This is a genomic window from Candidatus Dormiibacterota bacterium, assembly GCA_035536395.1.
Classification (GTDB): Bacteria; Patescibacteriota; Saccharimonadia; order UBA4664; family DATLOE01; genus DATLOE01.
The window spans coordinates 1-19957 of sequence record DATLOE010000005.1; the positions used below are offsets into that span (position 1 = coordinate 1).

Annotated in this window: 25 protein-coding genes and 2 tRNA genes; 18 read left to right on the top strand and 9 right to left on the bottom strand. The window is 49.9% G+C overall.

Going from position 1 to position 19957, the window contains the following annotated elements:
• Positions 1 to 364: hypothetical protein (locus VNA68_01065; GenBank protein HVE80717.1), on the top strand; the 364-nt coding region annotated here is incomplete at its 5' end.
• A 101-nt stretch (positions 365 to 465) separates the two neighbouring features.
• On the opposite strand, the gene VNA68_01070 is transcribed toward VNA68_01065, so the two are convergent.
• Complete coding sequence (locus VNA68_01070; GenBank protein HVE80718.1) at positions 466 to 930, bottom strand: hypothetical protein; 465 nt, start codon at positions 928 to 930, stop codon at positions 466 to 468.
• A gap of 51 nt (positions 931 to 981) precedes the next feature.
• On the opposite strand from VNA68_01070, the gene VNA68_01075 reads away from it, so the two are divergent.
• Entirely contained in the window at positions 982 to 1635 is a 654-nt protein-coding gene (locus VNA68_01075) for a hypothetical protein (protein HVE80719.1), read from the top strand.
• A gap of 86 nt (positions 1636 to 1721) precedes the next feature.
• Here VNA68_01075 and VNA68_01080 read toward each other — a convergent pair whose 3' ends face one another.
• The 3 genes from VNA68_01080 to VNA68_01090 all read right to left on the bottom strand — a co-directional run bounded on the left by VNA68_01080 (position 1722) and on the right by VNA68_01090 (position 3001).
• Complete coding sequence (locus tag VNA68_01080; protein ID HVE80720.1) at positions 1722 to 2201, bottom strand: PAS domain-containing protein; 480 nt, start codon at positions 2199 to 2201, stop codon at positions 1722 to 1724.
• Positions 2202 to 2442: 241 nt separating this feature from the next.
• Positions 2443 to 2850: a hypothetical protein gene (locus tag VNA68_01085; GenBank protein ID HVE80721.1), complete on the bottom strand. Its 408-nt coding sequence runs from the start codon at positions 2848 to 2850 to the stop codon at positions 2443 to 2445.
• A gap of 76 nt (positions 2851 to 2926) precedes the next feature.
• Positions 2927 to 3001: transfer RNA gene (locus tag VNA68_01090), tRNA-Gln, on the bottom strand.
• 546 nt (positions 3002 to 3547) lie between these two features.
• Between VNA68_01090 and VNA68_01095 the strand changes: the two genes are divergently transcribed.
• The 3 genes from VNA68_01095 to VNA68_01105 are packed head-to-tail and all read left to right on the top strand — an operon-like array spanning position 3548 to position 4980.
• Positions 3548 to 3859, top strand: coding sequence for a hypothetical protein (locus VNA68_01095; GenBank protein HVE80722.1), 312 nt, complete (start codon positions 3548 to 3550; stop codon positions 3857 to 3859).
• A gap of 30 nt (positions 3860 to 3889) precedes the next feature.
• Positions 3890 to 4348 carry a prepilin-type N-terminal cleavage/methylation domain-containing protein gene (locus VNA68_01100; protein ID HVE80723.1) on the top strand — a complete coding sequence of 153 codons (459 nt, stop codon included), beginning with the start codon at positions 3890 to 3892 and terminating at the stop codon, positions 4346 to 4348.
• Between the two features lie 32 nt (positions 4349 to 4380).
• Positions 4381 to 4980, top strand: a complete 600-nt coding sequence (locus VNA68_01105; GenBank protein ID HVE80724.1) for a DNA-3-methyladenine glycosylase — start codon at positions 4381 to 4383, stop codon at positions 4978 to 4980.
• On the opposite strand, the gene VNA68_01110 is transcribed toward VNA68_01105, so the two are convergent.
• Positions 4961 to 5449: a DUF5684 domain-containing protein gene (locus tag VNA68_01110; GenBank protein HVE80725.1), complete on the bottom strand. Its 489-nt coding sequence runs from the start codon at positions 5447 to 5449 to the stop codon at positions 4961 to 4963. The genes VNA68_01105 and VNA68_01110 overlap by 20 nt on opposite strands.
• Before the next feature lie 108 nt (positions 5450 to 5557).
• Between VNA68_01110 and VNA68_01115 the strand changes: the two genes are divergently transcribed.
• Positions 5558 to 6124, top strand: a complete 567-nt coding sequence (locus tag VNA68_01115; GenBank protein HVE80726.1) for a thermonuclease family protein — start codon at positions 5558 to 5560, stop codon at positions 6122 to 6124.
• Here the strand turns inward: VNA68_01115 and VNA68_01120 are convergent.
• Complete coding sequence (locus tag VNA68_01120; GenBank protein HVE80727.1) at positions 6121 to 6504, bottom strand: hypothetical protein; 384 nt, start codon at positions 6502 to 6504, stop codon at positions 6121 to 6123. The two genes, VNA68_01115 and VNA68_01120, sit on opposite strands and share 4 nt — an antisense overlap.
• Positions 6505 to 6672: 168 nt before the next feature.
• Here VNA68_01120 and VNA68_01125 point away from each other — a divergent pair, with 168 nt between their 5' ends.
• The 3 genes from VNA68_01125 to VNA68_01135 are packed head-to-tail and all read left to right on the top strand — an operon-like array spanning position 6673 to position 8625.
• Positions 6673 to 6873 (top strand): hypothetical protein, encoded by a 201-nt coding sequence (locus tag VNA68_01125; protein ID HVE80728.1) that lies wholly within the window; start codon positions 6673 to 6675, stop codon positions 6871 to 6873.
• 58 nt (positions 6874 to 6931) lie between these two features.
• Positions 6932 to 7768, top strand: a complete 837-nt coding sequence (locus VNA68_01130) for a deoxyribonuclease IV (protein HVE80729.1) — start codon at positions 6932 to 6934, stop codon at positions 7766 to 7768.
• Positions 7768 to 8625 carry a hypothetical protein gene (locus tag VNA68_01135; GenBank protein ID HVE80730.1) on the top strand — a complete coding sequence of 286 codons (858 nt, stop codon included), beginning with the start codon at positions 7768 to 7770 and terminating at the stop codon, positions 8623 to 8625. Before VNA68_01130 ends, VNA68_01135 begins: the two co-directional genes overlap by 1 nt.
• A 15-nt stretch (positions 8626 to 8640) precedes the next feature.
• Here the strand turns inward: VNA68_01135 and VNA68_01140 are convergent.
• Positions 8641 to 8725 (bottom strand) — tRNA-Leu (locus tag VNA68_01140).
• Positions 8726 to 8847: 122 nt separating this feature from the next.
• Between VNA68_01140 and VNA68_01145 the strand changes: the two genes are divergently transcribed.
• Positions 8848 to 9828 (top strand): class D sortase, encoded by a 981-nt coding sequence (locus VNA68_01145; GenBank protein HVE80731.1) that lies wholly within the window; start codon positions 8848 to 8850, stop codon positions 9826 to 9828.
• Positions 9829 to 9831: 3 nt separating this feature from the next.
• Here the strand turns inward: VNA68_01145 and VNA68_01150 are convergent, their stop codons facing one another.
• Positions 9832 to 11196 carry a PEGA domain-containing protein gene (locus VNA68_01150; GenBank protein ID HVE80732.1) on the bottom strand — a complete coding sequence of 455 codons (1365 nt, stop codon included), beginning with the start codon at positions 11194 to 11196 and terminating at the stop codon, positions 9832 to 9834.
• 93 nt (positions 11197 to 11289) lie between these two features.
• On the opposite strand from VNA68_01150, the gene VNA68_01155 reads away from it, so the two are divergent.
• The 8 genes from VNA68_01155 (at position 11290) to VNA68_01190 (ending at position 19117) form a co-directional block, all read left to right on the top strand.
• Entirely contained in the window at positions 11290 to 12297 is a 1008-nt protein-coding gene (locus VNA68_01155; GenBank protein ID HVE80733.1) for a rod shape-determining protein, read from the top strand.
• The gene (locus VNA68_01160) at positions 12294 to 13565 is read left to right on the top strand and encodes an O-antigen ligase family protein (protein ID HVE80734.1); all 1272 of its coding nucleotides are present in this window, start codon (positions 12294 to 12296) and stop codon (positions 13563 to 13565) included. Before VNA68_01155 ends, VNA68_01160 begins: the two co-directional genes overlap by 4 nt.
• Positions 13565 to 14434, top strand: coding sequence for a WecB/TagA/CpsF family glycosyltransferase (locus tag VNA68_01165; protein HVE80735.1), 870 nt, complete (start codon positions 13565 to 13567; stop codon positions 14432 to 14434). Before VNA68_01160 ends, VNA68_01165 begins: the two co-directional genes overlap by 1 nt.
• A 65-nt stretch (positions 14435 to 14499) precedes the next feature.
• Positions 14500 to 15624 (top strand): DUF4367 domain-containing protein, encoded by a 1125-nt coding sequence (locus tag VNA68_01170; protein ID HVE80736.1) that lies wholly within the window; start codon positions 14500 to 14502, stop codon positions 15622 to 15624.
• A gap of 68 nt (positions 15625 to 15692) precedes the next feature.
• Positions 15693 to 16028: a hypothetical protein gene (locus tag VNA68_01175; protein ID HVE80737.1), complete on the top strand. Its 336-nt coding sequence runs from the start codon at positions 15693 to 15695 to the stop codon at positions 16026 to 16028.
• A gap of 29 nt (positions 16029 to 16057) precedes the next feature.
• The gene (gltX, locus tag VNA68_01180) at positions 16058 to 17473 is read left to right on the top strand and encodes a glutamate--tRNA ligase (protein HVE80738.1); all 1416 of its coding nucleotides are present in this window, start codon (positions 16058 to 16060) and stop codon (positions 17471 to 17473) included.
• 47 nt (positions 17474 to 17520) lie between these two features.
• Positions 17521 to 18699, top strand: coding sequence for a DUF3048 domain-containing protein (locus VNA68_01185; protein ID HVE80739.1), 1179 nt, complete (start codon positions 17521 to 17523; stop codon positions 18697 to 18699).
• A 112-nt stretch (positions 18700 to 18811) separates the two neighbouring features.
• The gene (locus VNA68_01190) at positions 18812 to 19117 is read left to right on the top strand and encodes a hypothetical protein (GenBank protein HVE80740.1); all 306 of its coding nucleotides are present in this window, start codon (positions 18812 to 18814) and stop codon (positions 19115 to 19117) included.
• Between the two features lie 53 nt (positions 19118 to 19170).
• On the opposite strand, the gene VNA68_01195 is transcribed toward VNA68_01190, so the two are convergent.
• A complete protein-coding gene (locus VNA68_01195) occupies positions 19171 to 19839 on the bottom strand; it encodes a transglycosylase family protein (GenBank protein ID HVE80741.1) in 669 nt (222 codons plus the stop codon).
• Positions 19840 to 19957 lie beyond the last annotated feature (118 nt).

Consider the following 19957-nt stretch of genomic DNA (forward strand, 5'->3'; position numbering starts at 1 on the left):
GTTCAACAATGATATAATTTACTTTATGATGATTATTGTCGTTGCTATTTTCCATGTATATTTCCTAGGCTTGACCGTCCTACATGGTCAGATGAATAAACTGGGAATTGGTGAAGCGCCAGAAGCTTATAGAAGCCAAATAGTTATGGGTATTCTAGGTCTAAGTATTTTGCCATGGATTATACTTACTGGTGTACTACTTCTATTAAATTGGAAGATTGCCTTAGGTCTTTTTGTAGGTGAATTTATTTTCGGCTTCATCATCTTCCCTTTAACACGAAGTATATTTGAGCTTACGCTAATCAAGCCGCTGTACATGTGGGTCGAAAAGAGGGAAAAGCAAGAAGGAAAAGCAGGGCAGTAATTAAAAATCTCTAACCAGTAGTTGACTTTTTTCATGGCTGGGGAGGTATCCTTCGCTAAAGTTTCTTCAAAAGCTCCAGCTTACCGGCAACTAAACCCTCTTTATTTATTCTCAATAACAATTACGGCCCCCAGGTGTGCAGGGTTAAGGTGATTGTGGTATTTCCAGGTGCCTAGCTTTGTAAAAGTATACTCATAAATACCCTCGCCATGGGCCCGGGCCGCGGGAATAACAGATGGTATAGCTCTATTTATTACCCTCAGCTGATCGAAGCCTTTCAGATCGGTATGGGCGGGGTGGGGGTCAGAAGCCACCCACATCGGCCGGCCCGAGGTATTATTCCATGCGACGGTAGTACCAGCTGGAACAGTAATCGTCTCTGGCTTAAAGCCGCTCTTTGCATATTCGACTATTACCTCAGCCTCTCCAGTAGGGGCTATAGGGGTGTCTGCGGGCTGCTTACTCTGCTGATATGGCACCCACAAGCCAATAAAACCGGCTACAAGCAGTACCGACACTATTAGCAGTGCATTCCGCGCGTCTATAATTTTAAATATTTTATTCATAAGCGTTATTGTACTATAATCAAAGTAATAAATAATTGCGCAGAGGACACAATGCCAAAAATAGATTTTATAAGCGATATTAATAAAAAGTTCGGAGACGCTCTTGGCTACCCAGAGGTCGACCGCTATATGCGCAAAGTCCTGTGGTGGCATCTGGGTATCTACTCGTTACTAATTTTTACCAACGCGATAATGAAGATTGCCGAAACCAACCCGAACCCAGCTGCTTGGCGGGTGATTAACCCGACCGAGGCGCTTGTATCGTTTGTTATTGCCCTGGCAGCAGTGCTGATCCCTGTATACCTTTTTGGTAAAATAAAGAACCATTATCTGTGGCGGATCGTAGTTACGACCGCTCTGGTGGTTTATTCATATCTGTTTGTGTTTATCAGCGGCGGTTCTATAGAAATGCACTTCCACTTCTTTATTATCGCGGCACTAATTGTAATGTACGCCGATTGGCGGCTGGGATGGATTCTGCTCGTACTCACCGGTCTGCACCATGGCATTCTAAACTATCTCCAGCCCGGGTGGGTCTACTTTTACGGCCGTAACGATCTAGCTGTAGTCTCTCATGCTATACCAGTCCTGATAATGGTGCTATTCACCACGAAGCTAAGCGAGCTAATCCGCGGGGGAGTTATAGCGCTCGATCTAACGAATAGGGGAATTGTGGCCAAGCTGGGCGGAGATAAGCAGAAATAGCACCGCACGAGGGTTGTAGTTTCGGTCGCTGCGCTAGAAGCGAGACCTTCTGCCTATGGTTCTCACCTTCACCCTACAGATTAAAGCTACTTACGGCCTCTGTCTTTAGGCGTAGAGCTTAGCACGTCTTCCATATTCTTAAGTAACCGACCGTTGAGTTCTTCTAGTTTCATAAGGGCTTTCTGAAAAGAGGTAATGTCTATAGCAATACTGTAAATACCGATAACCTTGTCATCTTCTTTGATAGGCTCAATTCGAATATCGTTGTAGAAAATGTCGCCCTCATTACCTCCATTAAGAGTGCTTTTAAACATTTCGCGCACGCCCTTTTTGCCCTCCAGGGCGCGTTTCTTAATTGCTGTCAGCTTGGCTGCTTCACTAGCTGGCAGCCAATCGGCATCTGTTTTACCAATGAGTTCGGCTCCGGCCATACCGGGGTGAGTATTAAAGAAGTGGGTATATTTAAGGTCTGTGTCTTGCTGCGAAATGGCGACTCCGGAGTTATGCAGGGCACTTTCAAGAACTGCTCGTGTGGCTTTAATTTCTGAAATTAGTTTATCATTCACTGCCTATACTCCTGCAAAAATCGCTTTATATAGCCATTATACTCTTAAATGCGCCCACTACAACGCTTGGGCTAGCAATTTGGCGCCATTCGACTCATTTCATTCTTCGCGAGAACAGTTCTAATGACTATGAAAAAAGGCTTCAAATGAAATAGCGCCCGGAAGACCAAGGGTGTAAACCCAAGATCCTCCGAGCGCCAAGAAGCTAAGCTCCAAATACGGCGTTTACCCGCTATCAAGCCTAGTGAGCCTGGGCTTCTTCCCATGCTCGACGATGATCAGGGTTGTGAAAGTGTGGGCCATTATCGGCATAGTCGCGCGCCAGGTCTTGAAAGCGTCGTGACTCTTCCTCTCTCAGATCGCTCTTGGTCATAGAGATGCGGTCGATGTTGCGCAGCAACCAAGCTCGGAATGGCTTGAGGCGTACTCGCATGAAACGCGGATCTGGTGGCGACAACAAGCCAGGGCATTGCTTCAGATATAGCTCTGCCAACCGGGCATCGTTAATACGACCAACGCGGCGATGACATGAGCGCAGGCAGTAGACCGCCATGGCGCCCAAGGATCCTTCCAGTCGGCCTCGTCCTACTGGTTTGGCAGCTAGAGGGATGCCCCTGAAGCTAGCATAGTAGTTATCTCTCGCAGACATTGCCACCATAATGCTATTCCTCCCGATTGTCGTCAAAACTTGCATCAAAGACTACAGTCACCTTTGGTGCACGTCTTGGCTGGGGAGGAGGGATTCGAACCCCCGAATGCCAGGACCAAAACCTGGTGCCTTACCACTTGGCCACTCCCCATAGTTCAGCTGTAAATTGTACTTATTTTTCATACACTCCACAACAGTTGTGTCTGGGTTGTTCCTGCACACGCTTTTTACTTTTTTGACTTAATATTGCATAAAGTGCTTGACAGCATAAGCGTTTTACGCTATATTGTAGATGTAACTTGAAAGTTTAGCAGAGTGCACTGCACTGGGATAATTGAGCAGCTTTTGGACAAAATAACCAAGGGCAAAAACACTCAATCACGCCCAACTCAACCTGAAGCCGTATTACCGCAAGACAACCTTGAATACCACGCTTCAGCCAAAAACCTTAACACTCTGCCAAAACCAAAAACTTAGGGCCTGATGGCGGCCGGGAGCGAGCCTCCCAGTTCTCAGACCCCAGGGGGCGGTAGCACTCAAAATGCTTTCGCCCCCTTACCATTTAAACTGCCCCTTATGGTATAATTAGCTTAAGTCTAGAAGGTCGCGCACTCTGCGGCTAGATTCTGCCACAACGCCGGCCCGGCGCAAGAGGCACATCTTATTCTGCGAGCAACTAAAGGGCTTTTGGTTTTTAATGCAATTTTTCATCCCCCATACCACCAAGGCAAGACTTGAAACAAAGTATCAGGACTTGTCCGATATAGCCCAAGAACAGCTGCGCGCCAAGGTCACAGATCAGCGCATATTCAGTATTAATTATATTCAAGATAAAAAGCGCTTGCGGCTAGCGGTAGGCGAGTTTGAGCAGCAGGAAAACCGCTACAAAATTCTAGCCATTCTGGAATCTAGCCCCTACATTGTCTGTACCCGCACCAAAGAAGGATTGCCGGGTATTACGATTCTGGTGAATAAAGACGATGTTACCGATATAGAGTATTTCGACTAAAACTCTCCAGCCTGTTATGCTTACTATATTATGGTGAGCACTAAGGTATTCAAGCAGCAAAAAGGCTTTACGCTACTAGAGCTGATAGTAGTAGTTGTCATTATCGGTATATTGGCCGCTCTCATCATTCCCAATTTAGCAGCCGCCCCTAAGCGCGCCAGGGATGCTCAGCGCAAAAGCGATTTGCGTAATATTAAGACAGCCCTTGAGGCATACCATCAGGATAATAATTCCTACCCCCCAGCCGGAGGGGCGGAATGTACCCCCAGTGATCCAGCCTGTTTAAAAACCACCCTAACTGGCACCACCGACCAATATATGAAGATAGTGCCAAATGACCCAAAGGCCGGCCGAAACTACACTTACGCTCCGGTGCCTGTCTCGTGCACAAATGGCGCATGTACTTCCTATAAGCTAAGTGCAGAATTAGAAAATATGCTTGACCTGAGTGCTATTGGCGGAACTTATACGGTAGACAGCTCGAATTAAAGTCTAGCTCGCAAAAGTTATATAATAAGTGAGTGTTAAATGAAGAGCTATATTCCCAAGATGCCGTAACTCTTGCCCAGAATCTGTTAGGCTGCGAACTGGTACATAAAACACCCGATGGAATCACTGCTGGAATAATTGTTGAGACCGAAGCTTACCGGCAAGACGACGAAGCCAGCCACTCCTTTAACGGCCAGACTCCTAGAAACAGCATAATGTTCGGGGCTGGCGGGCGGGCCTATGTGTATTTCACGTATGGCATGCACTATTGCATGAATGTCGTCTGCGGAGGGGAGGGGTTTGCAGAAGCCGTCCTCATCCGCGCGCTCGAGCCCATAGAGGGCACAGAGCTAATGAAACGGCGCAGGAATACAGATGATATTTACAATTTATGCAGCGGGCCGGCTAAGCTCGTACAGGCAATGGGTATAACCCGTGAGCATAATGGGCGAACACTATCAGCCAAGGATTTTTATATTAAACCTAGACGATTTGCACCCGAGGTATCGGCCAGTCCCAGAATCGGCATCAGCCAGGCAATAGACAAGCCCTGGCGATTCTTCGTAACAGAAAGCAAATTCGTCACCAAGCACCGATTGAATAAATTAGGGGTTATACCTGGGGTGGGGTAGGAGCGGCCGGTGGGGCTGGGGGAGCGGTAGGTGTAACAGGCGCTGCCGGTGGTGCGACGAAAGCTTGCCCGGCAACCGGTCCGGTATACGTAGAGCTGCCAAAGGCCAGCATCGGGTAGCCGATGAAAGGGAATAGCAGTAAGCCGACAATTGCAAAGCCAGGGCCCTTGCCGTATGCCTTGGCCAAATCGAGTGAGATAATAATACTTACAATGAAATTCACGAACGGTATGAAGAATAGAACGATCCACCATATCGGCCGGCCGACAATCTCCAGCAGCACAATGCTGTTATAAATCGGCACTATTGCGGCCCAGCCCGGCTTACCGGCCTTAGTAAACAGCCTCCAAAGGGCGGCTACCATTACAGCCGTTGCTAGCAATATGACTAGAGTAAAGCCGCTACTAAAGGCCTGAGCCGCTGCCGTATCGGCAGCCGAAGGCGTATAAGTTGATGCAGAATCTTCCATTATCAGTTCCTAATTAATACCATAACCATAAGCGTATTGGCACATATTTGCAAGCTGTAGGCCATCTGCTGGTTGCGTAAAGCCGGCCCTTTGTACACAATAGTCAGCATGAATTTAAGCCGCCGCCGAAAGACCATAATCTGGACACTCATTTTAGTATCCCTTTCATTACTCGGTGCCGGTGCCCAGCGGAATGGGCAGCCCAACCCGGCCAAAGTAGCAGCTACCGAACCAGGTTACTACCAGGTAACTGAGGTTTATGATGGCGATACGATTGAGGTACTAATTGCCGGTCGGCAAGAGAAAGTACGCTTTATTGGCGTTGATACGCCAGAAACCCACGATCCGCGCAAGCCGGTGCAATGCTTTGGCCAAGCGGCCAGCGCAAAGACCAAGGAGCTTCTAGTCGGCAAATCGGTACGGCTTGAGGCCGACCCGGCAGATAGCGACCGCGACAAATATTTTCGCCTGCTGCGCTACGTATACCTGCCAGACGGCACACTGCTAAACAGGCAGTTGATCGCAGATGGCTACGGGTTTGCCTACACCGTTTTTCCGTATGCCAAGCTAAGTGAATTCCAAGACCTAGAGCAAGAGGCTCGTGAGCAGGGCAAGGGGCTATGGTCTGCCTGCCGCATCACCCAAAGCGGGCAAGTCAGGCAAACCGAGCCTTAATCCTCGCGGCCTGGCCTTACTAATTTCGCGCTCACTACCACTTGGCGTACCTCTCCATCCGGATCTTTGATTTCGGTAGCTTGGGTTTCGTTATAATACAGCACCAAGTGATGGCTCATAATTTCCTGCAAATCTTTTTGTTTAAAGCGCAAGTCATCTAAGTCGGCTTGCAGGCGCTGGTAGTCATCATCCTCATGCAAAACCTTTTTAGCCGCTTGACGTTTTCCGGTCAGTTCGGTGATTTCTTCCTGTAAATTTCGGTACTCATCATTCTGCTCGGCCAAGTCCTTAAGCTGCTGGCGCACGTCTCTAATCTGCCCGCGCAGTTCATCGACTTCGCTCATGATCTGATGAATTGTACCCAGCGTTTCCTTATCCATATCCACCCTTACATAATGCATTAGTATATATCTGCCGCCTGCCCCGCGCTAGAGTATTCGCAAGCATTTACCAAAAGTTTATTAAAAAACCGCGACTTGCTTGTGGTAAATACCGATGCAACACGAAGTGGTCGTGCACTAGGCTTAAGGCATTATGAGGGTCAGGGTATGGGAACTTCTTCGCATCCAGAATTAATATCGCGCGCCGGTGGTATTTTGGCCGACCGAACTATTGCTCCTATCGAAAAGCTGCGGCGCCTAATCGCACTGGGATACGAGGAAGAAGATGCTGAGGCCATGGTGGAGCAGCAGATTAGCGGCCAGCAGCATATGGTTTACTACGAAAGCCTTCCTACAGACAATTACTAGGTTGTAGTCTAGCCAGCATCTCTCGACACCTGTAGGCTGTATCCGTTAAACTTATGCCATGCGTTATGGTGCCCACATATCAACCGCCGGCGATTTAGTCGGCACACCGGCCCGAGCTAAAGCTATGGGAGCCGAAGCCCTGCAGATTTTTACGGGAAGCCCACGAATGTGGCGGCAGACGACCTATACGCTTGAAACAGCAGCAGCCTTTAGGGATGCCTGCAGCAATCTCGATATGCCCGTTTACACGCACATGATGTATCTGACCAGCTACGGTACGCCCGATAGCGAACTGCGTCAGAAATCGATTGAGGTGGCTCGGCAGACGCTGGCTACAGCTGAGCAGCTGGGTATTTCGGGGGTTGTTACTCATTTAGGTTCGCACAAAGGCCTTGGCACAGACTCTATAATAGATGTGCTGGCGGGTTCGCTGCAGGAGGTCATTAAGGACATCAAGAATACACAGCTGCTACTTGAAAACTCAGCAGGCTCCGGCGGAGTGGTTGGCAACAGCTTAGATGAACTAGCTTTAATATTTAACGCCTTGGGTAAACCTGCGCGAGTCGGCTTTTGCTTGGATACGGCCCACTTGTTGGCAAGTGGTTATGAAGTGCGCACTGAATCCGGCTGGGATGCAGTACTTACGGAATTCGATAAGAAAATTGGACTCCAAAACCTTAAGGTGCTGCATTTGAATGATTCCAAGATCGATCTCGGTAAACGGGTTGATCGGCATGAGAATATCGGAAAGGGATTCATAGGCGATGACGGCTTTAAGGTTATATTAAACCACCCGAAAGTTAAGAACCTGGTAGGTATCTTGGAGGTGCCCGGCCTGGACGGCAAGGGCCCCGACAAACCTAATCTAGATAAGCTGCACCAGCTAACGAATTAATGCAGCTGCTCAAACAATCAGATAAGCCTCTATTTGGCGACATATTGTGGAATAAGCCGCTTAGTCGGTCGGGAAGTGGGCGTTTGCTGATTGTGGGCGGGCATAAAAGCCAGTTCAATATTTGCCAGAATGCCTACATGGCGGCGGTAGCGGCCGGGATCGGCGAGTGTAACCTGATAATGCCAGATAGCCTATACTCGCTGCTCAAACACGCTCCACATATAACTTTTGTGCCCTCGAATGCTTCAGGCGCCCTAGGTAAGGCGGCATTAGCCGATATACTGGAGCAAGTATCGGGCTGCGACGGCATAATGCTGCCAGGGAACCTGAGTACGAATTCAGAGACTACCACGCTAATTGAATCGCTAATAAGGGAAACCGGTAAGCCACTAATACTGGGTGCGGAAGCACTAAGATCAATTGCGTTCAACCTTAAGTTAGCTACAGCCAGGCCAAAGACCTTGGTGGCGGCCGAGATGCCGGGTATTTTTGATTTTGCCAATAGTTTAAAAGTGGCTGTCAGCTTTAAACACCAGGACAGCATTCTGAATATGTCTGATTTATTTGAAAAGCTTATGGATGAGACCAACTGCGATTATTTATCGTGGTCCGGTGCTGGGCTTATAGCAGCAGCAAGCAAGCAATGCAGCTTGAGCGCAATAGCTGGGGAACTGCCGCCCGGATGGTATGAGGGTGCGGCTACGGTATTCTGGCTGCAATACCAAAGCCAGCCATTTGAGGCGCTAACAACTGCCGGCTTCATTTTGGCCCAAGCCGCTGGGGAAATTAAAACAGACAATCCGCCAAGTGCAGAAATTGAGCAAGCCCTGCGCTGGGCCATCAAAACCTATTCATAGCCAGTACTATACAGATGGTGCCGGAGGAGAGACTCGAACTCTCATGCCATAAGACACACGATTTTGAGTCGTGCGCGTCTACCAATTCCGCCACTCCGGCTCCAACTGAACAGTACCTTGTAATTATATTTAACTTATGGTCTAATTACAAATTTCGTAGTATGTTTGGATAAAGGGCTTAAAAAGATTATCATAAAACAAGCCTAATCTAAAAGATACTTAATGGATATTAAACCCCCTAGAACATCAGGTAGCCTTAGCGATAACAACCCTCAGGCTGCTGCCAGCGCCCGAGCTAAGATCGCTGGCCTGCCTAATCAGTACCGGACTGCCAATATGCCGGCCAAAAGCCAGTTGGCCGGAGCCGCTGCCGGACCCACCAGCCCGGCAGCTGATGCGTTACCGATAGTCTCTTACCTGCCGGCCATTAATGCCAAGCCAAAGCTACCAAGTAAGTTTGGCCCGCTAGCTGCTGCTGTTGCCACTTTTCTGCTACTATTTCTGGTGTTTAAATCACCGATTCTGCTCAGCCAGCTAGGATACTTTACCGAAAAACCCGAAACCGGCCCGGCTCAGAATACGGTAGCTGTTCTAGAGACTGTCGCGCCTGAACCGCTCATAAACATTCCCAAAATCAACGTTTCGGTACCAGTGGTCTACCCAGAAGTCAACGATGAGGCCTCAATTCAAAAAGCCCTGCAGAGCGGTGTAGTTCATTACGCCGGTACCGCCAAGCCCGGACAAAGAGGCAATACGGTGATAGTCGGCCATTCATCTAACGACTGGTGGGAGCCGGGTGATTATAAGTTCGCTTTTGTGCTGCTAGATAAGCTGGTGCCGGGAGACACCATGACTGTTAATTACAATTCCAAACGCTATCTCTATGAGGTTACGGAATCGAAGGTAGTAGAGCCGACAGAGGTCAGCGTCCTTGCTCAAACCGAGGAGCCAATATTAACTCTGATTACATGTACACCTCCGGGTACCAGCTGGAAGCGCCTTATAGTGAGAGCCAAGCAAGTCTCGCCAGTAATCGAGTCATCCCAGGCCGCCAACACAAATAAGCCAGACGGCACCCCAATGCTGCCCAGTAACGCACCGGGGTTAAGCCAGCAGATTGCGAAACTCTGGAATAGCCTGGCTGGCCTGTTGGGTAATAAACCCCCTGAAACCGCTCCGGGCTCGCTGCCTGGCATAGATTAACTGTTAGCGGATACCTATCGCACTAAGCTGGTGTCGGCCGTTTAGCTGTTCTGAGATAATCACTTCCTTGGAATCACCTGTGCCATGCACCAATCCGCTAGCCGGGCCGAGTGAGGCGGCATTTGCGCCATCGTATTCCGAAATAATAGTGTGGCCATCACGCACGTACAGCAGGTAATATTCCGACAGCCAGGCGACATTGCTCGGAGCAGCCGAGGCGGACTCAAACTGCCAGACCTGAGACTTTTCGATATCGTAAGTTACTAGCCGGTTACCTGCAGCAGTAGAGATAAAGCGCCCTTCCGGGCTAAACAGCATGCCGTCTACGCCTGCCAATGCTAAGCGAGTTTTTTTATCGCGCAAGGCATTCTTAACCACCCATAAATTAGAGTCAACCAGAATTCCAATCTGCACCTCACCACGGAAACTGCCAGTAGCCAGCTGGTAGCGGCTGCCAGCTGTAAGCTGTTTTAGAATAATTCGCCGCTGTCCACCGCGGTCGACCGACTGCAGTGTAGGGCTAGGGGTTGAGGTGTCTATATATATCACTTTGTCGTCAGCCGGTGCAAAAGCAGCCGCGTGTTGGGCGATTACGGCCGAAATCGTTTGAGCGCTAAGATCTATCCGTCGCAGCCCCTCAGGACTCATCCAATATAGTTCACGCCAATTCGAGGGGTTCATGGTAAGAGATGCAAAATCAAACTTTAGCTGATCGGTAATATTAATGGCCGGATCCGAACCATTTGCGGCAACCATCAAATAACGTGGCTTACCACTGTAAACCGACTTGACTAGTATATGGCTGTTATCTTTGGACCACTGCAATTCTTCGACTGTTTCGATTCCCGTGCCTTCGGCTGCCGGCTGCAGTGCGTAAGCCTTAAGCCGGCTTTTATTACCAGTGTCCATCACCCATAGGCCTGCCTCCGGCCCGGAGACCACCGTATAAGCCAGCCTTCTTCTGTCGGGGCTGGCAGCGGAGCGCCCTATGCTCTCATGGGTTACAATCGGTTCAGACTCAAACTTGTCGGGTAACAATAGAATATACTGGTGAAGACTGACCTCTGAGGCTACCATCCGAATATCTTTCTGCCAGCTGCGATACCCCTCTTTTTTCAATACAAACTTATACGTGCCGGCCTCAAAGGTTTTACGATAAGGAGTTTTATGTTTTACAACCCTGCCATCTACCTGCACACTAGCACCATTTGGTAGCGTTTCAAATATCACTAACCCATTGCGAACCAATCGCCCGGCCTTAAAGTTGTAGCTGTAGCCATTGCCATAGGCTACAAGCAAAATCGTGCCGGCCGCAATTACAACCGCAGCCAGCAGGTAAGCTAATATCCAGAGAGTTTTGTTGAACATAATCGTCATAAACTATACGCCAATTTGGGGCTATTCGCTACTATTCAGCAGCATAGCTTAATCAGGTTAAAACTATTATAATGAAGCGTAATTATGTTCAGTAAACGATTAGCTATCGACCTTGGCACGGCCAATGTTTTGGTTTATGCCCCCGATCGGGGAATTGTAATCAATGAGCCGAGTGTGGTGGCGCTCTCCACAGCCGACAGTAAAATAGTAGCTATTGGCAGCGAGGCCAAGATAATGCTGGGCCGCACACCCGAAAGCATTGTGGCCTCCCGTCCCTTAAAAGATGGTGTGATTGCTGACTACCGCATTACCCAGGCCATGATTAAGCATTATATAAATAAGGTTATCGGCGGATTCCGCCTAACCCGGCCAGATATAATGGTCAGTGTGCCTTCAGGTGCCACCTCCACCGAGAAGCGAGCCGTTATAGACGCCACCTTAGCGGCCGGTGCACGAGCCGCTTATATCATCCGTGAGCCGATTGCAGCCGCTATCGGCGCTGGTATACCGATAGCTTCAGCTGCCGGTAATATGGTGGTCGATATCGGCGGCGGCACCACCGAAATCGCCATCCTCTCGCTAGGTGGAGTGGTGGCTGAGCATTCAGTGCGGGTTGGTGGGAATAAAATCGATTTTGCGATTGCGGACGGCATTAGGCGTAAGCACGGGCTGGCTATTGGCGACCAGACAGCTGAGGACATAAAGAAGAATATCGGGAGCGCTCTTATACTGAAAAAAGATAAAACCATCGAAATCCGCGGCCGCGACGTAGTTGCAGGCTTGCCCAAGACGATTTCAGTCTCTTCTAACGACATTACCGAGGCCATGGCTGATGAGCTAGAAAAGATCATACTGGCTATCCGTGCCGTTCTAGAACAGACTCCTCCCGAGCTTTCCAGCGACATCATAGACCGTGGTATGATGCTGACCGGCGGGGGAGCCTTGCTTAAAAATCTAGATAAACTCCTAACGAACGTTACCGGCGTACCCTGCATTGTGGCCGACGACGCCCAGCTGTGTGTAGTGCGCGGAGCCGGCATTGCCCTGAACAATCTAGATGAGTATAAACGCAGTTTAGCCGGAATCAAATGAACGTGATGCGCGCCAGGCAGATGATAGTTTACGGATTAATCGCCTTGGTAGCCGTAATGCCGTTCCATGCCTTTGCCTCCGTTTGGCTGGGCAGTCTAACAGGCTACCAGACACTCATCCAGTCTTGGAAGGAAATCGTAATTGTCTTAATGTTCGTGGCGGCCGTAATTACAATTTGGCGCCGTCCTCAAGCGATTAATGCTCTACTTAAACCGGTTAATTACTGGATACCGGCTTTTATCGCAGTTGCCTTACTGGTTAGCGCGATCACCCAGCCGCCGGCCCTGGCCTGGCTATTCGGGCTTAAAACCGATATCGAGTTTCTGGTGGTTTTCTTATTGGCGCAGCTCGTAGCATCACAATTACTGGTGCATAAAATGCAGAAGATTATTTTGATCACCAGCGCTGCTGTAGCCGGCTTTGCGGTACTGCAGACTTTTGCCCTTCCAGCCGACTTTTTGCGCCATTTTGGCTACGGGCCAGAAACGATTGCACCATTCCATACTATTGACCCCGGGCTGAACACTATACGCGTACTATCGACCCTTGGCGGGCCCAATCAGCTTGGCAGCTTCTTAATACTGCCGATCTGCTTGTGCGTGGCTATGTGGATACGACAGCGCCGCTTTTCACTGGCGCTCTTAACCGGCCTCATGACAGCTGCTCTAATATTCACTTACTCCCGCAGCGCTCTTTTAGGGCTAGTAGCCGCCGTGGTAACGGTAATTACCATGAGCCTGCCTAGACAGCGGGCGCTCTATTTTCTGTTAGCCACAACAGCCGCAGCCGCCATTGGTGCTCAGCTGTTATTTACAAGTATCACCAAGGAGAGCAACCTGCAGTACTATGTCTTCCACGGTAGCCTGCAAGAGACAGGTCTACAAGACTCAACCGAACAGCATGCAGGTGCCCTCGACTCATCACTGTTGGTCGTTAAGGAAAATCCGCTGGGCAAAGGACTTGGTACTGCCGGGCCGGCCTCATTCCATGCGCCTCAAGCTTTTATTAGCGAAAACTACTTTCTGCAACTGGCAATCGAGACTGGAATAGCAGGAGCCCTGCTGTTTATCGGGTTCTGCATACACTTATTTATAGAGTTTTGGCGCCGGCGAGCGCAAGACGCCGCCAAGGCTTTAGCCGGTGCGCTTGTAGGTATCAGCACTATTAATCTCTTTCTCCATGGGTGGGCCGACAGCTCCACAGCCTTAGTCTTTTGGAGCCTAGCGGGTGTACTGATAGGAACTAACAGCAAAGAGAGTAGTAGCTAATGTCTGCACAGAAAGTATTTAAAAAATACAAAATTTTCGGCGTAGAGGTAGATGCCGTGAATATGGCTGAAGCCATCGACCACCTGACCCACATAGCCCATCGGCCAAAGTCGAAGCCCTGCTATGTTGTAAAGCCCTATGTTGAATTTTTGGACCTTGCCAAGCGCAGCAAAGAAGTCAGACTACTTTTGAATAATGCCGAGATGTGTCTGCCAGACGGCGTTTCGGTGCAGTGGGCCGGCAGATATATCTTTGGTATTAAACCCAAAAATTGGCGTCGGTTCGTAATTTCAGCTGCTAGCATTATGTTTAAGCCCAAGTCTATAGCCAAGCCATTCCCTGAAAAGTTCGGCGGGGTTAATTTTACTTGGCCACTGCTTAGAGCCTGCCGCGATCAAAACCTTAAGGTATTTTTAATCGGCTCCCCCCGGCATAACGACATATCTCAAACCGCACGTATTATTCGCCGCGCTCTGCCCGATATTAAAATCGTCGGCACGATGGCAGGTAAAATCGACGGCCTTCAGGGAAAGGAACTGCTGCAGGCGCTTAGAAAAGAGAAAATTTCAAAAAGCTTCATTGAACGAATAGAAAAAGCTGAACCAGATATGATTTTTGTCGGTATGGGCTTTCCGCTACAAGAATATGTCATGGCTTATTTGGCCGCCCATCTCAAGCATGGCGTACTGGTGGGGGAGGGTGGCTCGTTTGATTATGAAAGTTTTGGTGGTAAATACCGCCGCACTCCCAGTTTTTTCCAGAAGGTTGGGTTAGAGTGGTTGTGGAGACTAACACTTGAACCCTCACGTTACAAAAGACAGCTGGCTATACCCAGATTCATGAAAGATATTTATAATTCATACCGTTAAACTATTTTCTTACGGAGCAAATCGTTGTACCATAAGCGTAACCATAATGAGATGAGCACAAATTAATGCAATGCCCCAATTGCGGTAAAACCGGCTTTGTAACAATCGGCAGCAAACGCTACTGCTCGAATTGCGGTACCCAATTGCCTGTGCGAAGTGGCGCTATGTCAGACATCCGTAGTAAACAGCCAGCCGCACCCCAAACTGGGCAGCCGATATTCAACCCAATCGCACCGCTCCCTAAACCGGCCGGTCAAATGCACAGCCAGCAAGTAGCAGGTAAGGGCGGTGTGCTGGACTTGCGCGCTATGGAAGCCACGCCTACACCGACCCCTGCACCTAGCCAGCCGGTACAGGTGCCAGTTGCACCGACTCCGCCACAACCAACACCAATACCTGTAGCCCCCATGCCGGAGCCAGCTCCACAAGCGCCTCCTTCGGTTCCAACGACAGCACCTGAGCCAACACCAGTAACCGTAATGCCCCCTGCTCCAACACCTGAGCCAATGCCCGCACCCGAGCCTGCGCCGAGCAGTCCTCAGCTTCCGCCGGCTACCAGACAGACGGCAGTTAAGAGCCCATTAGTCAGCAAATTTCCGACACACCCTAACCTAGTGCTGAAACCGGCCGATATAGCCGTCGCAAGTGCCGCGCCAGAGCCCATAATCCCTATGCCTCTGCCGCAATCCCCAGCCCTGCAAGAAACGATTGCCGCTGCTAAAGGCAATGGTAGCCGCTTGAACCCGGCCAGTGTCGTAGCTGCCGGTGCCGCACTTGCCATAATGGGCGGTTATATTTGGATGCAGAATTATCCCAAGATGGCCTTTCGTACCGCTGCTCACAAAGCTGGGGTAGAGGCCACTCTGCCGAGTTATGTGCCTTCAAGTTATAGGCAAGACGAGGTTAGCTATCAGACTGGCGAGGTAAAGATCAGCTTCTATACCCCCGGTTCGAGACAAAAGCTAGACATCACCCAGCGGCGCACCGCCTGGGATTCAGACTCCTTGCGCGAAAACCACATTAGTCCCAAAACCGATAAATATCTGGCCGTCCAAGGCCAAGGCCTGACGATTTACTTTTACGATAATAATAAGCAGGTCAGCTGGGTGAATCACGGTGTGTGGTACAACATGACCGGCGCCGAGCAGCTTAGCCGCGAACAGATACTCAAAATCGCCTACAGCCTGTAATACTCTTTCTTTACCCAATGCTGGTGGTGGGGTAATGATATATACTGAAACCATATTGGAGAATTATTGTGAACGACAATGCATGGGAGAGATTGACTGATGCCATCGATATCAAACTAGGCATAACCAGTCATGGCAAAGAGGAGCGTAAACTGGAAGATCGGCCGGATCTGACGGCCAAAGTGGCCTACATTTGCTTTGAAAGAAACGGCGAACAGTACAAATTAGAGCGCATTACAGGCCCGGCGTTAGTAGACCGCAAAACACATTACAGCCATCGTCCGGGAGAAGCCAACCGAATAGAAAACGTATACGATACTAATGAAATCGGCCATCGTGTCGTACTGTACAAACAGACAGGCGACGAATGGGAGCAGCAGGATGTAAGCAGCCTTGAGTTGTAGAAGCCAGATGCACGCGGTAAGCTGGTAACATGAAAACTGTCCGCACTCGTTTTGCCCCCAGCCCCACCGGCTTTTTGCATTTAGGCGGACTGCGCTCGGCTCTGTTTAGCTACCTCTTTGCCAAGCATCACAAGGGAGCCTTTATATTAAGGATCGAAGATACTGACCGACTGCGGCTAGTGCCAGAGGCAGTCGGGCACGTTCAGGACAGCCTGCAGTGGCTAGGTATTACACCCGACGAAGGGCCAGGAATAGGAGGCGAGCATGGGCCGTATACACAATCCGAATGCCTGGGTATTTATAATGAGCACGCCGCTAAACTAGCCGAAAAAGGCGATCTGTACCCCTGCTGGTGCAGCGAAGAGAGATTAGACGACCTGCGCAAAGAAGCCCAGAAAAACAAAGTCGCTTTCAAGTACGATCGCCACTGCCTGAAGCACCCGGGAGATCACGATAAACCTCACGTGCTGCGCTTTAAGGTGCCTGTTTCCCCATCTAAGATTGCCTGGAAAGATGCGGTTAAAGGCCGTGTAGAGTTTGAGACAGCTAATCTCGATGATTTCGTAGCTGTTAAATCCGACGGGTTCCCAACCTACCACTTTGCAAGTGTGGTAGACGACCACTTAATGCAGGTGAGCCATGTGCTTCGCGCGGAAGAGTGGGTCTCCTCCACACCCAAGCATATTCTTTTATATGAAGCATTTGGGTGGAGCCGGCCTGAGTTTGGTCACTTGCCGCAAGTGTTGGGGCAAGATAAAGCCAAGCTAAGCAAGCGACACGGGGCAAAGTCGGCTCTGGAATACCGTGATGCCGGCTACTTACCCGAAGCCGTCATTAATTTTCTGGCGCTACTCGGCTGGAACGAGGGCAGCGGCAGTACGAAAGAAATATACACACTAGGAGAACTAATAAAGGCCTTTACGCTTGAGCGGGTGCACACCGCGCCGGCTATTTTCGACCAAGAGCGGCTAGAGTGGATTAATGGTATGCACATACGTACCAAACCGTTGAATGAGCTGCATGAGCTATGTCAGGCTTTCTGGCCGAAAGAAGCAGCTGGTTATGATGATTCGTATAAAAAGAAAGTACTGGCACTTACACAGGAACGGTTAAAGTTTCTAGCGGAACTGCCGGAGCTCACAGACTTTTTCTTTGCAGAACCGGAGGTCAACACTGGCTTGCTCACAAAACAGCTGGGTAGAGATGGATCTGAAAAACTGCTTAGAAGCGTTGCGGCCTCGCTTGAGAGTAGCGATTTTAGTACCAGCGACCTAGAGCAGCGCCTACGTAAACTAGCAGAAGATGAGGGGGTAAAAACAGGTCAGCTCTTCGGCCTGATACGTGTAGCTATAACAGGTAAAACGGCCGCCCCGGGTCTGTTCGAAACACTGCACGTGCTAGGGAGAGATGTAGTCCTCAAGCGGCTGAAAATGCTCACAAAATAGTTTGCTCGCAAAAGCGTAAGTAAGCATAAGAATGATATAATAACTGCATGCAGAATATCGAGATAGCAGATGACATACCGAACCCGAAAGGCTCAGCAGGCAGCCCTCCGCCTCCTCCGCCGCCCACACCAGGTCCTGAACCCTCAGATCCGGCACCAAAGCCGTCTAAATGGCGGCGCTTTAAGAAATTTGTAAGTACCCACCGCACTCGCATTATTATTGCACTCGGGCTGCTTGCTCTGCTTCCGTTGGGAGCCTTAGCATATTTAGAAAGCACCAAGCAGCACCCAATACGTGAAGTGACACTGGGCAAGGGTAAACCCAAGCCGAAAACTAAACCTTCACCCCTCACAGGTGTAGAGATCTTGCCGGAATTAGCCGATAGGCCTATCTACTCGGTAGTGATTGAAAACCACCAGAACGCCCGACCACAATCCGGGCTAGCCGATGCCGGGGTGGTATATGAGGCGTTAGCCGAAGGCGGTATTACCCGATTCCAGGCTTTTTACCTAGAAAACCGTAGTAAAGAAATGGGCCCGATCCGCTCGCTAAGAACCTACTTTGTCGATTGGGCGCTGGAGTTTAATGCCCCGGTAGCCCATGTGGGCGGTAACGCCGATGCGCTGGATATCGTTGCGCCATTAGGTATGAAAGACATGAATCAGTTTGCCCATGGCGGCAGCTTTTACCGTACACGCGATAGACTAGCCCCGCATAATGTCTACACTACTGCCGACCTAATGGACGGTTTAATGAAAAAACTGAACTACTACGAACCCTCCAAGTTTACGCCTTCACCGCGTAAGAAAGATGAGCCGGCAGCGACCGCCGATCATCCGGCAATCAGCATTAATTACTCCTACAGCGGTTTTCAGGTACAGTACCAGTACGAAAAGGAATCGAATTCCTACCTGCGCTCTTTAGCCGGTGCGCCTCATAACGATCGCAACAGCGGAGCCCAAATTAAGGTTAAAAATGTGGTAGTACAGTATATGCCCACCAGCTACGGTTTTACCCGTATTGGGGAATCAACCGTAACTATGGGCACTCCCGGCAGCGGACGGGCATTAGTCTTTCGTGATGGCACGGTTGTGGAAGGCACATGGAGCAAGAAGACACATAAAGAGCGTACCAAGTTAATGGATGCAAGCGGCAAAGAGATTAAATTGAACCCAGGTAACACTTGGTACTCTATCGTACCAACCGATAAAACAGTCAGCTACTGAAACCTCTTTACACGAGGGGTCCCAGGAGTATAATTACTTTTGGTTTGTTCATCCACAACCAGTATGAGGAGTGGGAGAGTTGAATACTGTGGGCAATATAGGGTTTCTACGGATGATACTCCAGGTCGGCTTTAGGGAGTTCGCCCACGAGTGCATCCCGGATATGGACAGCAAGCGAGACCTCAGCAAGTTAGCCGACAAACACTCCAATCACATTCCGGCGGAACTTCATGATCACATCAATAAGTTGACTGATCTGATCGACGGTATGTTGGGGGAAAGAGGCGCAATTGAGATTCGGGAATTTATGGATCCTGAGGTCAATCCCGAATACGTTAAGCTTTGTTCGCAAGGCAAGTTTGATAAGGTCCGACAGGATTGGGAATTACACCTTGCACTAGATCCACAGCCGGCCTAACCCAGCCCCAGCTGCCATTCGCGCAGCTGGGGTTCTTTACGCCTTAATACAGGTTAGCGCAGGCCTAGCTTGCTAGAGCAGGCTGGCCACGGACTCCAGCCGCGCCTGGCCTGGGTATCACGCGCTTTGGCATCTTGAACCTCTGGTGGAGCATCGGCCGGGTCGTTATAGCCACCATAGCCGCCCCATGTGCCGTAATCGAACTGATACGCGCCGCGATACTTCGGGTTCCTCTTATTGGCGTAGTTGCCGCCGGATTCGCATTGACGCAATTTGGCCCACACATCACCTGTGGCCGCAGCCGCAGGTGCTGGGGTATAGCTTGGACGCGATTGGTATTGCACTGGCTGAGGCGCAGGTGCTGCTGGTGGTGCAACTGCTACAGGCTCAGCCGGCAGCTCTCGTGGTGTGGTTACACCTTCGGGTACTACCAGCACTTGGCCGACCTGGATCACATCCGGGTCAGACAGTTCGGCATTGGCATCCCACAGCGGGCGCCACGATTCTAAATTATTGGCTTGGGCAATTAGCGATAGGTTTTCGCCGACTGCCACAGTATGCTTCTTTTGTTCTTTTGCTGATTCTTTTGGTGTCTCATTTTTGGTTTGGGTTTGAGCTTGTTTTGGCTGTTTGTTTTCTATTTGGCTTGCTGCATGTGCCTGAGGCACGGCCAGCAGGGTTCCCGCCACCAACACCGGTAGCACGAAAAAATGAATATTCATTTTTCTCCTTAGTTAAATTCTATAGCTCAAGGCACTTGTTCTTAATTTCCGCGCGCTGCGCGCATGTGCAGAAATGAACGTAGCAATGAACTAGCGTAAGCGCGAAAAAGTATATGCG

Excerpts from the sequence above, each read along its gene's own strand:
- VNA68_01070 (HVE80718.1), bottom strand. The coding sequence starts at position 930 with ATGAATAAAATATTTAAAATTATAGACGCGCGGAATGCACTGCTAATA.
- VNA68_01075 (HVE80719.1), top strand. The coding sequence starts at position 982 with ATGCCAAAAATAGATTTTATAAGCGATATTAATAAAAAGTTCGGAGAC.
- VNA68_01085 (HVE80721.1), bottom strand. The coding sequence starts at position 2,850 with ATGTCTGCGAGAGATAACTACTATGCTAGCTTCAGGGGCATCCCTCTA.
- VNA68_01095 (HVE80722.1), top strand. The coding sequence starts at position 3,548 with ATGCAATTTTTCATCCCCCATACCACCAAGGCAAGACTTGAAACAAAG.
- VNA68_01100 (HVE80723.1), top strand. The coding sequence starts at position 3,890 with ATGGTGAGCACTAAGGTATTCAAGCAGCAAAAAGGCTTTACGCTACTA.
- VNA68_01110 (HVE80725.1), bottom strand. The coding sequence starts at position 5,449 with ATGGAAGATTCTGCATCAACTTATACGCCTTCGGCTGCCGATACGGCA.
- VNA68_01115 (HVE80726.1), top strand. The coding sequence starts at position 5,558 with ATGAATTTAAGCCGCCGCCGAAAGACCATAATCTGGACACTCATTTTA.
- VNA68_01120 (HVE80727.1), bottom strand. The coding sequence starts at position 6,504 with ATGGATAAGGAAACGCTGGGTACAATTCATCAGATCATGAGCGAAGTC.
- VNA68_01125 (HVE80728.1), top strand. The coding sequence starts at position 6,673 with ATGGGAACTTCTTCGCATCCAGAATTAATATCGCGCGCCGGTGGTATT.
- VNA68_01130 (HVE80729.1), top strand. The coding sequence starts at position 6,932 with ATGCGTTATGGTGCCCACATATCAACCGCCGGCGATTTAGTCGGCACA.
- VNA68_01135 (HVE80730.1), top strand. The coding sequence starts at position 7,768 with ATGCAGCTGCTCAAACAATCAGATAAGCCTCTATTTGGCGACATATTG.
- VNA68_01145 (HVE80731.1), top strand. The coding sequence starts at position 8,848 with ATGGATATTAAACCCCCTAGAACATCAGGTAGCCTTAGCGATAACAAC.
- VNA68_01150 (HVE80732.1), bottom strand. The coding sequence starts at position 11,196 with ATGTTCAACAAAACTCTCTGGATATTAGCTTACCTGCTGGCTGCGGTT.
- VNA68_01155 (HVE80733.1), top strand. The coding sequence starts at position 11,290 with ATGTTCAGTAAACGATTAGCTATCGACCTTGGCACGGCCAATGTTTTG.
- VNA68_01160 (HVE80734.1), top strand. The coding sequence starts at position 12,294 with ATGAACGTGATGCGCGCCAGGCAGATGATAGTTTACGGATTAATCGCC.
- VNA68_01165 (HVE80735.1), top strand. The coding sequence starts at position 13,565 with ATGTCTGCACAGAAAGTATTTAAAAAATACAAAATTTTCGGCGTAGAG.
- VNA68_01170 (HVE80736.1), top strand. The coding sequence starts at position 14,500 with ATGCAATGCCCCAATTGCGGTAAAACCGGCTTTGTAACAATCGGCAGC.
- gltX (HVE80738.1), top strand. The coding sequence starts at position 16,058 with ATGAAAACTGTCCGCACTCGTTTTGCCCCCAGCCCCACCGGCTTTTTG.
- VNA68_01185 (HVE80739.1), top strand. The coding sequence starts at position 17,521 with ATGCAGAATATCGAGATAGCAGATGACATACCGAACCCGAAAGGCTCA.
- VNA68_01190 (HVE80740.1), top strand. The coding sequence starts at position 18,812 with ATGATACTCCAGGTCGGCTTTAGGGAGTTCGCCCACGAGTGCATCCCG.
- VNA68_01195 (HVE80741.1), bottom strand. The coding sequence starts at position 19,839 with ATGAATATTCATTTTTTCGTGCTACCGGTGTTGGTGGCGGGAACCCTG.